Genomic DNA, 13,752 nt, shown 5'->3' with positions numbered 1-13,752 from the left:
GCATCTTTCCCGACCGATTCCGGAAGTATTTTTCCGCGAACTGTTATGCGGTTCTCGCCGCGTTGGTCGCGCGGTCAAGGAATTGAAACACCCCGAAACCTTCTGGCAATATCCAGTCCATAAATGTGAGCGCTCCCATTTTGGTTCCGGACGAGAAATCCCGATGCGAGGAGTGGACGATGAGGGCTCGCCCCGAAGTGCCGCGCCGGCCGTGGCGCCTGCTCGCCGCCGCGCTGACCGTCGTGCTGGGCGCGGCGGTCGCGGTCGCCGCAGCCGCACCGGCCGCGTCGGCCGCGACGATCGACACCAGCGCCTCCTACGTGCTGGTCAACCGGTCCAGCGGCAAGGCGCTGGACCTGTACAACATGGCCACCACCGACGGTGCGCGGATCACTCAGTGGACGCGCAACGACCAGGCGCAGCAGCAGTGGCAGTTCGTCGACTCCGGTGGCGGCTACTACCGGCTCAGGTCGAAGCACTCCGGCAAGGTCCTGGACGTCTCCGGCGCCTCCACCGCCGACGGCAGCGCGATCGTGCAGTGGACCGACAACAACGCGACGAACCAGCAGTTCAGTATTCAGGACGTCGACGGGTACCTGCAGCTGATCAACCGGAACAGCGGCAAGGCCGTCGAGGTGCAGGGCGCGTCGGCCGCGGACGGCGCGAACATCGTGCAGTACGCCGACTGGAACGGCGCCAACCAGCAGTGGCAGCTGGTCAAGCTCGGCGGCGGCACCCCCTCCACCGGCACGTTCAGCAACCCGGTGGTGTGGCAGGACTTCGCCGACGGCGACATCATCCGGGTCGGTGACGCCTACTACTACTCGGCGTCGACCATGCACTACTCGCCGGGTGCGCCGATCCTGCGCTCCTACGACCTGGTGAACTGGGAGTACGCCGGTCACTCGGTGCCCCGGCTGGACTTCGACTCCGCCGCCTACGACCTGTCCGGCGCCCGCGCGTACGTCAAGGGCATCTGGGCGTCGGCGTTCAACTACCGGCCCAGCACCAGCACCTACTACTGGCTGGGCTGCACCGAGTTCAACCGCACGTACGTCTACACCGCGTCCGCGGTCGACGGCGCCTGGTCGAAGAAGGCCCGGCTCAACACGTGCTACTACGACGCCGGGCTGCTGTTCGACAACGACACCCCGTACGTGGCCTACGGCAACGGCACGATCAGCGTCGCCCAGCTCTCCGGCGACCTGACCTCGCAGGTGCGCTCGCAGACCGTCTACACCACCCCGTCGAGTGTCGGCACCCTCGAGGGCGCGCGGATGTACAAGCGCGGCAACTACTACTACATCTGGCTGACCCGGCCGGCCAACGGGCAGTACGTGCTGCGCTCGACCAGCCCGTTCGGTCCGTACGAACAGAAGCAGGTCCTTCTTGATCTTCCTGGGCCGATCTCCGGGGGCGGGGTGCCGCATCAGGGCGGTCTCGTGCAGACCCAGGCCGGTGACTGGTGGTACATGGCGTTCACCGACGCCTACCCCGGCGGCCGGGTGCCGACGCTGGCCCCGATCACCTGGAGCAACGACTGGCCGGTGCTGACCACCGTCAACGGCCGGTGGGGCGCGAGCTACCCGACGCCGGCCATCACCACCACGAAGACCGTCACGCCGATGACCGGTGCGGACACGTTCACCGGCAGCACGCTCGGACCCCGCTGGGAGTGGAACCACAACCCGGACACCGGCAAGTTCAGCGTCGGCAACGGACTGCGGCTGTCCACCGCCACGGTGACCAACGACCTGTACAACGCGCGCAACACGCTCACCCACCGGATCCAGGGCCCGACGTCGACCGCCACCGTCGAGCTGGACTACTCGCAGATGGCCAATGGCGACCGGGCCGGGCTGGCCATGCTGCGCGACTCCTCGGCCTGGATCGGCGTCCGCAAGGACAACGGCGCCACCCGGGTGTCGATGACCAATGGGCTGACCATGAACTCCAGCTGGGCCACCACCGGCACCGGCAGCGAGGCGGCCGGCGCGAGCGTGAGCGGCGGCAAGCTCTGGCTGCGGGTCAGCGCCGACATCCGGCCCGGCTCCGGGCGCACCGCCACGTTCTCCTACAGCACCAACGGCAGCACGTTCACCACCCTGGGCCCGGCGTTCACCCTCACCAACGCCTGGCAGTTCTTCATGGGCTACCGCTTCGGCCTGTTCAACTACGCCACCCAGGCCCTGGGCGGCGCGGTGACGGTCAACCGGTTCGACCTCAGCACCCCCTGATCCCCGTTCCCCCCGAGGAGTTCGAGATGACAGTGGTTCCGCAGACCGCACCACCGCGCCGGCGCTGGAAGGGCGCGCTCGCCGCGCTGATCGTGATGGTCGGCGCGGGCAGCCTCGCCGTCACCGCGATGCCGGCGTCCGCCGCGACGATCGACACCAGCGCCTCCTACGTGCTGGTCAACCGGACCAGCGGCAAGGCGCTGGACCTGTACAACATGGCCACCACCGACGGCGCGCGGATCACCCAGTGGACGCGCAACGACCAGGCGCAGCAGCAGTGGCAGTTCGTCGACTCCGGTGGCGGCTACTACCGGCTCAAGTCGAAGCACTCCGGCAAGGTTCTGGACGTCTACAACCTGTCGACCGCCGACGGCGGCGCGATCGTGCAGTGGACCGACAACAACACCACCAACCAGCAGTTCAGCGTGCAGGACATCGACGGGTACATCCAGCTGATCAACCGGAACAGCGGCAAGGCCGTCGAGGTGCAGGGCGCGTCGGCCGCGGACGGCGCGAACATCGTGCAGTACGCCGACTGGAACGGCGCCAACCAGCAGTGGCAGCTGGTCAAGCTCGGCGGCGGCTCGACGCCGAGCTCGCCGCCGCCGTCCGGATCGTGCACGCTGCCGTCGACCTACCGCTGGTCGTCGACCGGCTCGCTGGCGAACCCGCGGTCCGGCTGGGTGTCGCTGAAGGACTTCACCGTCGTGCCCTACAACGGCAAGCAGCTGGTCTACGCCACCACGCACGACACCGGGTCGAGCTGGGGCTCGATGAACTTCACCCCGTTCACCAACTGGTCGGACATGGCCTCGGCGAGCCAGAACGCGATGAGTCAGGGCACCGTGGCGCCGACACTGTTCTACTTCGCGCCGAAGAACATCTGGGTGCTGACCTATCAGTGGGGTCCGACCGCGTTCAGCTACAAGACCTCCAGCGACCCGGCCAACCCCAACGGCTGGTCGTCGGCGCAGACCCTGTTCACCGGCAGCATCTCCGGTTCCGGCACCGGACCGATCGACCAGACGCTGATCGGTGACGGCACGAACATGTACCTGTTCTTCGCCGGGGACAACGGCAAGATCTACCGGGCGAGCATGCCGATCGGGAACTTCCCGGGCAGTTTCGGCTCGTCGTACACCACGATCATGAGTGACTCGACGAACAACCTGTTCGAAGCGCCGCAGGTCTACAAGGTGCAGGGCCAGAACCAGTACCTGATGATCGTCGAGGCGATCGGGTCCAACGGGCGCTACTTCCGCTCCTTCACCGCGAGCAGCCTGAGCGGGTCATGGACGCCGCAGGCCGCCACCGAGAGCAACCCGTTCGCGGGCAAGGCCAACAGCGGGGCGACCTGGACCAACGACATCAGCCACGGCGAGCTGATCCGCACCAGCGCCGACCAGACCATGACGGTCGATCCGTGCAATCTGCAGCTGCTCTACCAGGGTCGTTCGCCGAGCTCCGGCGGTGACTACGGGCTGCTGCCGTACCGGCCGGGCCTGCTCACCCGGCAGCGCTGACCGGCTCGCTGAACCACCCCGGCGGGCCGCGCCCCTATCGGCCCGCCGGGGCCCATCCCCAAGGAGCGAACCATGACCCCGTTCCCGATCAGTCGCCGCGCCCTGTTGCAGGCCGCCGGTGCCGGCGCGGTGGCGACCACCCTCGGTGGCACCTCCCGCGCCGAGGCCGCCGTGGTGGCGCCCGTCCGCGCGGACCTCGGCGTCGCGGCCTACCCGTTCGGCCTCGGCCAGGTCCGGCTGACCACCGGGCGCTGGCTGGACAACCAGGCCCGCACCGTGAACTACCTGCGGTTCGTCGACGCCGACCGGCTGCTCTACAACTTCCGGGCCAACCACGGCCGGTCCACCGCAGGTGCCGCCGCCAACGGCGGCTGGGACGCACCGAGCTTCCCTTTTCGTACGCACATGCAGGGGCACGTCCTGACCGCGTGGGCGCAGGCCTGGGCGGCCCTCGGTGACACCACCTGCCGTGACAAGGCCGTCTACCTGGTCGCCGGGCTGGCCGCCTGCCAGGCGTCGAACGGTTACCTCTCCGGATTCCCGGAGTCCGACTTCACCGCTCTGGAGGCCGGCACGCTGTCCAACGGCAACGTGCCCTACTACTGCGTGCACAAGACGCTCGCCGGGCTGCTCGACGTGTGGCGCCTGATCGGCGACACCACCGCCCGCGACGTGCTGCTGCGCCTCGCCGGGTGGGTCGACACCCGCACCGCGCGGCTGACCGGCACGCAGATGCAGACCGTGCTGCGCACCGAGTTCGGCGGGATGAACGAGGTGCTCGCCGACCTCTACCAGCAGACCGGCGACACCCGGTGGCTCGCCGCCGCGCAGCGCTTCGACCACGCGGCCGTGTTCACCCCGCTCGCCGCCGGCGCCGACCAGCTCAACGGGCTGCACGCCAACACCCAGGTGCCCAAGTGGGTCGGCGCCGTCCGCGAGTACAAGGCGACCGGCACGACCCGTTACCGCGACATCGGGCTCAACGCCTGGACCATCACCACCGGCGCGCACACGTACGCCATCGGCGGCAACAGCCAGGCCGAGCACTTCCGCGCCCCGAACGCGATCGCCGGATACCTGACCACCGACACGTGCGAGCACTGCAACACCTACAACATGCTCAAGCTGACCCGGGAGCTGTGGCTCACCGACCCGGACCGGTCGGCCTACTTCGACTTCTACGAGCGGGCGCTGCTCAACCACCTGATCGGCGCGCAGAACCCGGCCGACAGCCACGGGCACATCACCTACTTCACGCCGTTGAAGGCGGGCGGGCGCCGGGGCGTGGGGCCGGCCTGGGGCGGCGGCACCTGGTCGACCGACTACACCAGCTTCTGGTGCTGCCAGGGCACCGGGGTGGAGACCAACACGAAGCTGATGGACTCGATCTACTTCTCCGCCGGGACCACGCTGACGGTGAACCTGTTCACGCCGTCGGTGCTGACCTGGGCCGAGCGGGGCATCACGGTCACCCAGGCCACGTCGTACCCGGTCAGCGACACCACCACGCTGACGCTGGCCGGCACGATGAGCGGATCGTGGAGCATCCGGGTCCGCATCCCCGGCTGGACCTCCGGCGCGACGCTCACGGTCAACGGCGTCACCCAGAACATCGGCGCCGCCGCGGGCAGCTACGCCACCGTGACCCGGGTCTGGGCCGCCGGAGACGTGCTGACCGTCCGCCTGCCGATGCGCGTGATCATGCAACCGGCCGGTGACAACCCCGCGGTGCAGGCCATCACGTACGGCCCGGTGGTGCTGGCCGGCAACTACGGCAGCACGACACCGGCGGGCAACCCGGCGCTGACCGTGTCGTCGATCGCCCGGACCGGCGCCGGCAGCCTGGCCTTCACCGCCACGGCCAACGGCGTCCCGGTCCAGCTGGGCCCGTTCCACGACGCGCACGGCTTCAACTACGCCGTCTACTGGAACACCGCCGGCACCGGCGAGAGCACCTACCAGCTGGTGAACGCGGCCTCCGGGCTGGTCCTGGGTGTGCAGGACATGTCCACCGCGGACGGCGGCCCGGCCGTGGTCTGGGGCGACACCGGCACCGCCGACCATCGGTGGGCGCAGATCGCCGACGGCGGAGCCGTCCGGTTCCGCAACGTCAACAGCGGCAAGGTCCTCGGCGTCGAGAACATGGCGACCACGGACAACGCCCGGGTCCTGCAGTGGGCCGACAACGGCACCGCCGACCACCGCTGGACCCTGCTGGCCAACAGCGACGGCTCCTATCGCATCCGCAACGTCAACAGCGGCAAGGTGCTCGCCGTGCTGAACGCCTCGAGCGCCTGGGGCAGCCCGGTGGTCCAGGAGTCCGACAACGGCAGTGCCGACAACAACTGGCGCCTGGTACGCGTCGCCTGATCGGAGGAATCGTGCACAGATCCAGAATCCTGGCCTCGGCCGGAGCCGCGCTGCTGGCCACGACGGCGGTGGTGGCGGCGAGGCCCGCCGACGCCGCGGCGGCCGGCTGCTCGGTGGGCTACACCGTGACGTCGTCCTGGCAGGGCGGGTTCGGCGCCAGCGTGGCGATCACCAACCTGGGTGATCAGGTGTCCGGCTGGACGCTGACCTGGTCGTACGGCGCGGGGCAGACGGTCACCCAGGCGTGGAACGCGACGGTGACGCAGAGCGGCTCGGCGGTGACCGCGACGAACGTGAGCTACAACGGCGCGATCACCACGAACGGCACGGTGTCGTTCGGTTTCAACGGCGCGTGGACCGGCAGCAACCCCGTACCGTCGAATTTTGCTCTGAACGGGGTGACCTGCACCGGTGGGACCACGCCGGCCTCGCCGTCGCCGTCGTCCCCGTCGCCGTCGACCTCGCCCTCGACGCCGGGCGGCACCTGCCCGCTCCCGTCGAGCTACCGCTGGACCTCGACCGGCTCGCTGGCCGAACCGAAGTCCGGGTGGGTGTCGCTGAAGGACTTCACCAACGTCGTCTACAACGGCAAGCACCTGGTCTACGCGTCGAACGTCTCCGGCTCCGGGTACGGCTCGATGAACTTCACCCCGTTCACCAACTGGTCGGACATGGCCTCGGCGAGCCAGAACGCGATGAGTCAGGGCACCGTGGCGCCGACGCTGTTCTACTTCGCGCCGAAGAACGTCTGGATCCTGGCCTACCAGTGGGGCCCGACCGCGTTCAGCTACAAGACCTCCAGCGATCCGACGAACGCCAACGGCTGGTCGGCGGCGCAGACGCTGTTCACCGGATCGATCACCGGGTCCGGCACCGGCGTGATCGACCAGACGCTGATCGGTGACGGCACGAACATGTACCTGTTCTTCGCCGGGGACAACGGCAAGATCTACCGGGCCAGCATGCCGATCGGGAACTTCCCGGGCAGTTTCGGCTCGTCGTACACCACCATCATGAGCGACTCGACGAACAACCTGTTCGAAGCGGTCGAGGTCTACAAGGTGCAGGGCCAGAACCAGTACCTGATGATCGTCGAGGCGATCGGGAGTCAGGGCCGCTACTTCCGGTCGTTCACCGCGACCAGCCTGGGCGGGTCGTGGACGCCGCAGGCCGCCACCGAGAGCAACCCGTTCGCGGGCAAGGCCAACAGTGGCGCGACCTGGACCAACGACATCAGCCACGGTGACCTGGTGCGGAGCAACCCGGATCAGACCAAGACCGTCGACCCGTGCAACCTGCAACTGCTCTACCAGGGCAAGAACCCGAACGCCGGTGGCGCCTACGACCAGCTGCCGTGGCGGCCGGGCCTGCTCACCCTGCAGCGATAGCGGCGCTGCCACCGACGCCGCGGGCCGTTCCATCGGGGAGACGGCCCGCGGCGCTTTGCCGTCAAGAACCGAAACTCTCGGAATTCCTGGCGATAGTTGTGAAGGTCAGATGTGCCGGTTACCTCAACGAAAGCGCAGCTCAGCACGCTCCTCCTGGCGATGATACTTCCGGAAGTTTTCCGGAAGTACTTGTTTCGCCGGTGTTACCGTGCCAGCATGACGAGGCATTGAAGTCCATCGCTTTCGATTCGGGCTCTGCGTTCTCTCGCTCTCCTTCACCCGCACGGCGGCCACGGCTGTCGTCCGGGTGCTGCCCGGCGCCCGGACGCACGGCCGACACAGGGAGGCACTCATGGAAAGCAGATCTCGCGTCCGCACCCGGACGTTGCTGGCCGGCACCGCGGCCGCCGTCGCCGCGTTCAGCGCCCTGATGGTGATGCCGGACGCGCAGGCCGCGGCGAGCACCCTGGGTGCCGCCGCCGCGCAGTCCGGCCGGTACTTCGGCACGGCGATCGCCGGCAGCCGGCTCAACGACTCGACCTACACCACGATCGCCGGGCGTGAGTTCAACATGATCACGGCCGAGAACGAGATGAAGCCGGACGCCACCGAACCCAACCGGGGCCAGTTCAGCTTCAGCGCCGGCGACCAGATCTACAACTGGGCGACCCAGCGCGGCCTGAAGGTGCGCGGGCACACCCTGGCCTGGCACTCGCAGCAGCCGGGCTGGATGCAGAGCCTCAGCGGCAGCACCCTGCGCCAGGCGATGATCGATCACATCAACGGGGTGATGGGCCACTACAAGGGCAAGCTCGCCGCCTGGGACGTGGTCAACGAGGCGTTCAACGAGGACGGCAGCCGGCGCAACTCCAACCTGCAGGGCACCGGCAACGACTGGATCGAGGTCGCGTTCCGCACCGCCCGCACCGCCGACCCGTCGGTCAAGCTCTGCTACAACGACTACAACATCGAGAACTGGTCCTACGGCAAGACGCAGGGCGTCTACAACATGATCCGCGACTTCAAGTCCCGCGGCGTACCGATCGACTGCGTGGGCCTGCAGACCCACTTCACCGGCGGCAGCTCGCTGCCCGGCAACTTCTCGACCACGCTGCAGAGCTTCGCCGCCCTCGGCGTGGACGTGGCCCTGACCGAGGTCGACGTCACCAACGCGTCCACCTCGCAGTACGCCGGACTGACCCAGGCCTGCATGAACGTGCCCCGCTGCATCGGCATCACGGTGTGGGGCGTGCGCGACAGCGACTCGTGGCGTTCCGGCGAGAGCCCGCTGCTGTTCGACGGCAGCGGCAACAAGAAGGCCGCGTACACCTCGGTGCTCAACGCCCTCAACGCAGCCGGCCCCGGCACGTCCTCGCCGACACCCAGCGGTGGCACCGGGTCACCGTCACCGTCGACGTCGGCCACCCCGGGCACCGGGAGCCGGATTCTCGGCGCCCAGTCCGGCCGGTGCGTCGACGTGCCCAGCTCCTCGCAGACCGACGGCACGCGGGTCCAGCTCTACGACTGCAACGGCCAGACCAACCAGAGGTGGACGCTCACCTCGAGCAAGCAGCTGACCGTCTACGGCAGCAAGTGCCTGGACGCGGCCGGCTCCGGCAACGGCGCGGCCGTGCAGATCTACAGCTGCAACGGCCAGGCCAACCAGCAGTGGAACGTCAACAGCAACGGCACCATCACCGGTGTGCAGTCCGGACGCTGCCTGGACGTCTGGGGCACCGGCAACGGCCAGCAGGTGCAGCTCTACGACTGCAGCGGGCAGGCCAACCAGCGATTCAGCCTCAGCTGACCCGCCCGCTCCTGACGCGCGGCGACCGGGTGACCGGCCGCCGCGCGTTTTGCTCAGTTCTGGTTGACGCTCATCTGGTTCGGCAGCGCGACGTACGGGAACGAGCTGCGGAAGCCGGCGCTGTTCGCGTCGACCCCGTCGCCCAGGGTCTTGACCGCTTCCGGCACGTCGGGCAGCAGGATGCCCTCGGCGGCCTGCAGCGTCACGTCGATGACGTCGTCGGCGAGGCGGCGCCCGTTCGGGAAGCCGGCCAGGTCACCGCCGATCACGCCGAGCCGGTTCGGGGTCATGGCCGGCGCCACGGCCATGTTCAGGCGCAGCTGCTCGCTCGGCACGAACCACTTCTTGTTGACGTCCTTGTTCACCAGCTGCGAGTTGAGGTCGGCGTCGACCGGGCCCGGGCAGGCCTTGCAGACACCGGTCAGGAACACCTCGACCAGGTCGTTCCGCGGCGCGGCCGGGGCCGGGATGCCGTAGATCGCCTTGATCAGCTTCGGCACCTCCGGGTCGGTGACGTGCTCGCCGAACTGCGCGTCGTCCTGCGGCTTGGCGGCGTTGAACCGGTTCTTCTTGCGCAGCGGCAGCACCACCTCGTTCACCAGCGGCATGCCCAGCCGGGACACCTGCTGCAGCTTGCCGGGCTTGCCGTCCATGTCCGCGCCCATCCGCGACGTGGTGGTCCAGATGCCGACGACCGGGTTGCCGGTGGCGTCACCCTTGAGCGCCAGATCGGCCTTCGGCACCTGCAGCGCGATGGTGTTGACGTTGTAGCCCTTGAGGGTGTCCTGGCCGACCTTGCTCAGGTCGCCGCCGTAGAGCAGGTCGAAGACCCGCAGGTCGGCGAAGAACGCGTCGTCGGACTGGCCCGCGAACGACTTGGCGCCGTGCCCGGCGGACGTGACCGCCGCGTCGGACAACGCCGCGTAGTCCGGCATCGACGCCTCACCGGTGAACGACGGCGCGACCGGCCCGTCGTGCACGATCGTCCGGGTGCCGCCCGGGGTGATCCGCTGCAGGCTGTAGGTCTGCCGGACGTTGAGATCCGGATCGGTCAGCGACGAGACCGCACCGGTGTTGTACAGGAACGAGTTGGTGTTCTGGTACGTCGTGCTGAACGTCCACCGGTAGGTGATGTCCGGCTTGGCGTCACCGTTGTTGTCGATGTTGATGTCGTGCGCGGTCAGCGGCGCGAACGGATAGAAGTTCGGGCCGCCGTTCGGCTCCTCGAACGGCTGCCAGTTCGCGACCATCGTGACGGTGTCGGTCGCGTCCGGGCTGACGAACGCGTACAGGTCGGTGTTGTCCAGGCTGGGAGTGGTCGCGACCAGCGGCGCCTCGCGGTGCGAGGACGCCTGGCCCTGGATCGGTGCGAGCGTGGCCACCAAGGCGGCCGAGACGCCGAGCGCCGACACGGAGAGCAGTCTCCGGCGCGAAGTGGTTGGGACGATTCTCATGATTCCCCCGGTATCAGGCGGGACGACGGCGTCGGTGCCACCGCCCCACCGTCTGTTCTTAGCCTCATTCCAGGTGTCGTCGCAGGTGAACCGGCTGCAATACTCGTGTCGTTAATGTCTGGAAGGCCGGAGTAGCGCACGATCAGGGGATGCGGAGACGATGGGCACGCCCGGCGCTGGTCACGGTCCTGGCGGCGGTGGCCCTGCTCGGCGCCGGCGCCGCCCTGGTGCCCGATCGTGAGCCGGCACCCGGCGCGTCCACGGCCGTCGACCGGTCGCCGACGCGCGAGCTGGACGCCTACGTGGGCCGCACCGAGACCCACCTCGCCGAGGTGCCCGGCGACTGGCAGGGCTGGGCGGCGCTCGGCGCGGCCCGGATCCAGCTCGGCCGGATCACCTACGACCCGGCGCACTACCGGGCCGCCGAGACCGCGCTGCGCCGCTCCCGCGCGGTGCGCCCGGACGGCAACGCGGGGGCGCTCACCGGGCTCGGCGCGCTGGCGGCGGCACGCCACGACTTCCGTTCCGCGCTGCGCTACGCGCGCCTGGCGGTCGCCGCCGACGACTACTCCGCCGACGCGTACGGGGTGCTCACCGACGCGAACGTGGAACTCGGCCGCTATCCCGAGGCCACCACGGCGGTGCAGCGGATGCTCGACCTGCGCCCGGACACCGGGTCGTTCGCCCGCGCCTCCTACCTGTTCGAGCTGCGCGGCGACCAGGCCCGCGCGCTGGAGCTGATGACCCGGGCCCGCGAGGTCGCGACCTCACCCGACGAGATCACCTTCGCGCTGACCCACCTCGGCGAACTGGCCTTCGGGGCCGGCGACCTGGACACCGCCGCCGCCCACTTCGCCGAGGGGCTGGCCCGGGTGCCCGGTCAGCCGGCGCTGCTCGCCGACCGGGGCAAGGTGGCCGCCGCCCGTGGTGACCTGACCGCGGCGGTGAGCGACCTGCGGGCCGCCACGGCGACGCTGCCGACCGTCGACCACCTGATGACGCTCGCCGACACGCTCACCGCGGCCGGCCAGACCGAGGCGGCGGCACAGACCGAGGACCTGATCCGGGTCAGCGCCCGGCTGCCCGGGGCCGGCGCGGCGACCACCGACATCGACCTGATCCTGTTCGCCGCCGACCACGGCGACGCGCGGGGTGCGGTCACCCAGGGCAGGGCGTTGCTGGCCGCGCGGCCGGGCGTCACGGTGCAGACCGCGTACGCCTGGGCGCTGCACGCCGCCGGTGACGACCGGGCCGCACTCGTCCACGCGAACCGGGGGCTGCGGCTGGGCACCCGGGACGCGCGGGCGTACTACTACCGCGCCGAGATCCGCCTGGCGCTGCACGACCGGGCCGGGGCGCGCGCCGACCTCACCCGGGCGCTGGACCTCAACCCGTACTTCTCGCTGCGGTACGGGGCTCGGGCCCGGACCGCCCTCACCGACCTGGGTGGCCCCGCATGATCCGCAGAGGCTTCGGCGTGGTGCTGCTCGGCGTGCTGGCGGCGCTGCTCACCGGCGTACCGGCGCAGGCGCACCCGCTCGGCAACTTCACCACCAATCAGTACGCCGGTCTGCGGGTCGGCGCGGCCGGGGTGGACGTCGACTACGTGCTCGACCTGGCCGAGCTGCCCGCGTACCAGGCCCGCACCGTGGAGATCGACACTGACCGGGACGGGACCGGGTCCCCGGCCGAGAACGACGCCTACGCCACCCGGACCTGCGCGGCGGCGGCCGACGCGAGCGCGGTCACCGTCGGCGGGCAGAACCTGCGCCTGGCCGCCGCACCGGCCGGGTTGACGTTCCCGGCCGGCGCCGGCGGGCTCACCACGTTGCGCCTGCAGTGCGTGCTGCACGCCGACGCACGGATCACCGACGCGACGACGGTCGGCTTTCGCGCGGCGCTGTACCCCGACCGGATCGGCTGGCGTGAGGTCACCGCGGCCGGCGACCGGTACACCGTCGTCCGCTCCGACGTGCCGGCGGAGAGTGCCAGTGCGCGGCTCACCTCGTACCCCTCAGGCGTGGTCTCCTTGGATGTGCGGACCGCGACGTTCGGAGTGCGGCCCGGTGGACCGGCGGCCGTGGCCCCGTTCACCGCGACCGGCGCGGCGCAGGCCCGCGGCGCCGACCGGTTCACGGTCTGGTTCACCGGCCTGATCGGGCATCCCGAGCTGACCCTGGGCGTCGGCGTGCTCGCGTTCCTGATCGCGCTGGTGCTCGGCGGCGCGCACGCCGTCGCGCCCGGGCACGGCAAGACCATCATGGCGGCCTACCTGGTCGGCGCGCGCGGACGGGCGGTGCACGCGGTGACGGTGGCCGGCGCGGTCGCGGTGACACACACGCTCGGGGTGCTCGCCCTCGGCGTCCTGTTCGCCACCTCCCTGCAACTGGCCCCGGACACCATGTACGAATGGCTGCGATTGATCAGCGGGGTGCTGGTCACGCTGGTCGGCGCACACCTGCTCTACCAGGCGGTCCGCCGGTTGCGTGCCCAGCCGGTCCACCATCACCACGGTGAGCTGGTGCATGCCGGGCACCATCACGACCACGGTCACAGCCACAGTCATGGCGGCCACACGCACACCCACCACGTGCCCGAGCCCGACGAGCCGCTGCGGATCCGTCCGCTGCTGGCGATGGGCTTCGCCGGCGGCCTGTCGCCCAGCCCGTCCGCGGTGGTGGTCCTGCTCGGCGCGGCCGCGCTCGGCCGGGCCTGGTACGGCGTGCTGCTGGTGCTCGCCTACGGCATCGGCCTGGCCGCGACGCTCACCGGCGTCGGGTTCGCCCTGGCCCACTGGGGCGAGCGGCTGCGCCGGGCCGGTTCCGGCCGCTGGAGCGTCCTGCTGACCCGGCGGCTGCCGGTGGCCACGGCCGCGGTCATCGTGCTGGTCGGCCTCGGCATGACCCTGCTGGCGGCACCCGGCATGCTGCGCTGACGCCGGGCAACCTTTTCGGACCTCACGGCCACTAGGGA

General features: G+C 69.9%; 8 protein-coding genes. 7 read left to right on the top strand and 1 reads right to left on the bottom strand.

What is annotated here, in order from left to right; genetic code table 11:
* The first annotated feature begins 179 nt into the window (after positions 1–179).
* The 5 genes from Apa02nite_RS17490 to Apa02nite_RS17470 all read left to right on the top strand — a co-directional run bounded on the left by Apa02nite_RS17490 (position 180) and on the right by Apa02nite_RS17470 (position 9,325).
* Positions 180–2,237 carry a family 43 glycosylhydrolase gene (locus Apa02nite_RS17490; protein WP_203825915.1) on the top strand — a complete coding sequence of 686 codons (2,058 nt, stop codon included), beginning with the start codon at positions 180–182 and terminating at the stop codon, positions 2,235–2,237.
* A 26-nt stretch (positions 2,238–2,263) separates the two neighbouring features.
* Complete coding sequence (locus Apa02nite_RS17485) at positions 2,264–3,760, top strand: non-reducing end alpha-L-arabinofuranosidase family hydrolase (RefSeq protein ID WP_373872966.1); 1,497 nt, start codon at positions 2,264–2,266, stop codon at positions 3,758–3,760.
* A gap of 72 nt (positions 3,761–3,832) precedes the next feature.
* Positions 3,833–6,130 (top strand): beta-L-arabinofuranosidase domain-containing protein, encoded by a 2,298-nt coding sequence (locus tag Apa02nite_RS17480; protein WP_203825914.1) that lies wholly within the window; start codon positions 3,833–3,835, stop codon positions 6,128–6,130.
* An 11-nt stretch (positions 6,131–6,141) separates the two neighbouring features.
* On the top strand, positions 6,142–7,518 hold the full coding sequence (locus Apa02nite_RS17475; RefSeq protein WP_239164370.1) for a non-reducing end alpha-L-arabinofuranosidase family hydrolase: 1,377 nt from the start codon (positions 6,142–6,144) through the stop codon (positions 7,516–7,518).
* Positions 7,519–7,870: 352 nt separating this feature from the next.
* A complete protein-coding gene (locus Apa02nite_RS17470; RefSeq protein WP_203825913.1) occupies positions 7,871–9,325 on the top strand; it encodes a glycoside hydrolase family 10 protein in 1,455 nt (484 codons plus the stop codon).
* A gap of 53 nt (positions 9,326–9,378) precedes the next feature.
* On the opposite strand, the gene Apa02nite_RS17465 is transcribed toward Apa02nite_RS17470, so the two are convergent.
* Positions 9,379–10,779: a DUF4331 domain-containing protein gene (locus Apa02nite_RS17465; RefSeq protein WP_203825912.1), complete on the bottom strand. Its 1,401-nt coding sequence runs from the start codon at positions 10,777–10,779 to the stop codon at positions 9,379–9,381.
* A 149-nt stretch (positions 10,780–10,928) separates the two neighbouring features.
* Between Apa02nite_RS17465 and Apa02nite_RS17460 the strand changes: the two genes are divergently transcribed.
* Positions 10,929–12,239: a tetratricopeptide repeat protein gene (locus Apa02nite_RS17460; protein ID WP_203825911.1), complete on the top strand. Its 1,311-nt coding sequence runs from the start codon at positions 10,929–10,931 to the stop codon at positions 12,237–12,239.
* On the top strand, positions 12,236–13,714 hold the full coding sequence (locus Apa02nite_RS17455; RefSeq protein ID WP_203825910.1) for a nickel/cobalt transporter: 1,479 nt from the start codon (positions 12,236–12,238) through the stop codon (positions 13,712–13,714). Before Apa02nite_RS17460 ends, Apa02nite_RS17455 begins: the two co-directional genes overlap by 4 nt.
* Positions 13,715–13,752 lie beyond the last annotated feature (38 nt).

Source organism: Actinoplanes palleronii (assembly GCF_016862315.1).
Classification (GTDB): domain Bacteria; phylum Actinomycetota; class Actinomycetes; order Mycobacteriales; family Micromonosporaceae; genus Actinoplanes; species Actinoplanes palleronii.
This window is presented reverse-complemented; position numbering and strand designations above follow the sequence as displayed.

What these genes read in the sequence shown, in the direction of transcription:
- Apa02nite_RS17490 (WP_203825915.1), top strand. Translation starts at nt 180, where the DNA reads ATGAGGGCTCGCCCCGAAGTGCCGCGCCGGCCGTGGCGCCTGCTCGCC.
- Apa02nite_RS17485 (WP_373872966.1), top strand. Translation starts at nt 2,264, where the DNA reads ATGACAGTGGTTCCGCAGACCGCACCACCGCGCCGGCGCTGGAAGGGC.
- Apa02nite_RS17480 (WP_203825914.1), top strand. Translation starts at nt 3,833, where the DNA reads ATGACCCCGTTCCCGATCAGTCGCCGCGCCCTGTTGCAGGCCGCCGGT.
- Apa02nite_RS17470 (WP_203825913.1), top strand. Translation starts at nt 7,871, where the DNA reads ATGGAAAGCAGATCTCGCGTCCGCACCCGGACGTTGCTGGCCGGCACC.
- Apa02nite_RS17465 (WP_203825912.1), bottom strand. Translation starts at nt 10,779, where the DNA reads ATGAGAATCGTCCCAACCACTTCGCGCCGGAGACTGCTCTCCGTGTCG.
- Apa02nite_RS17460 (WP_203825911.1), top strand. Translation starts at nt 10,929, where the DNA reads ATGCGGAGACGATGGGCACGCCCGGCGCTGGTCACGGTCCTGGCGGCG.
- Apa02nite_RS17455 (WP_203825910.1), top strand. Translation starts at nt 12,236, where the DNA reads ATGATCCGCAGAGGCTTCGGCGTGGTGCTGCTCGGCGTGCTGGCGGCG.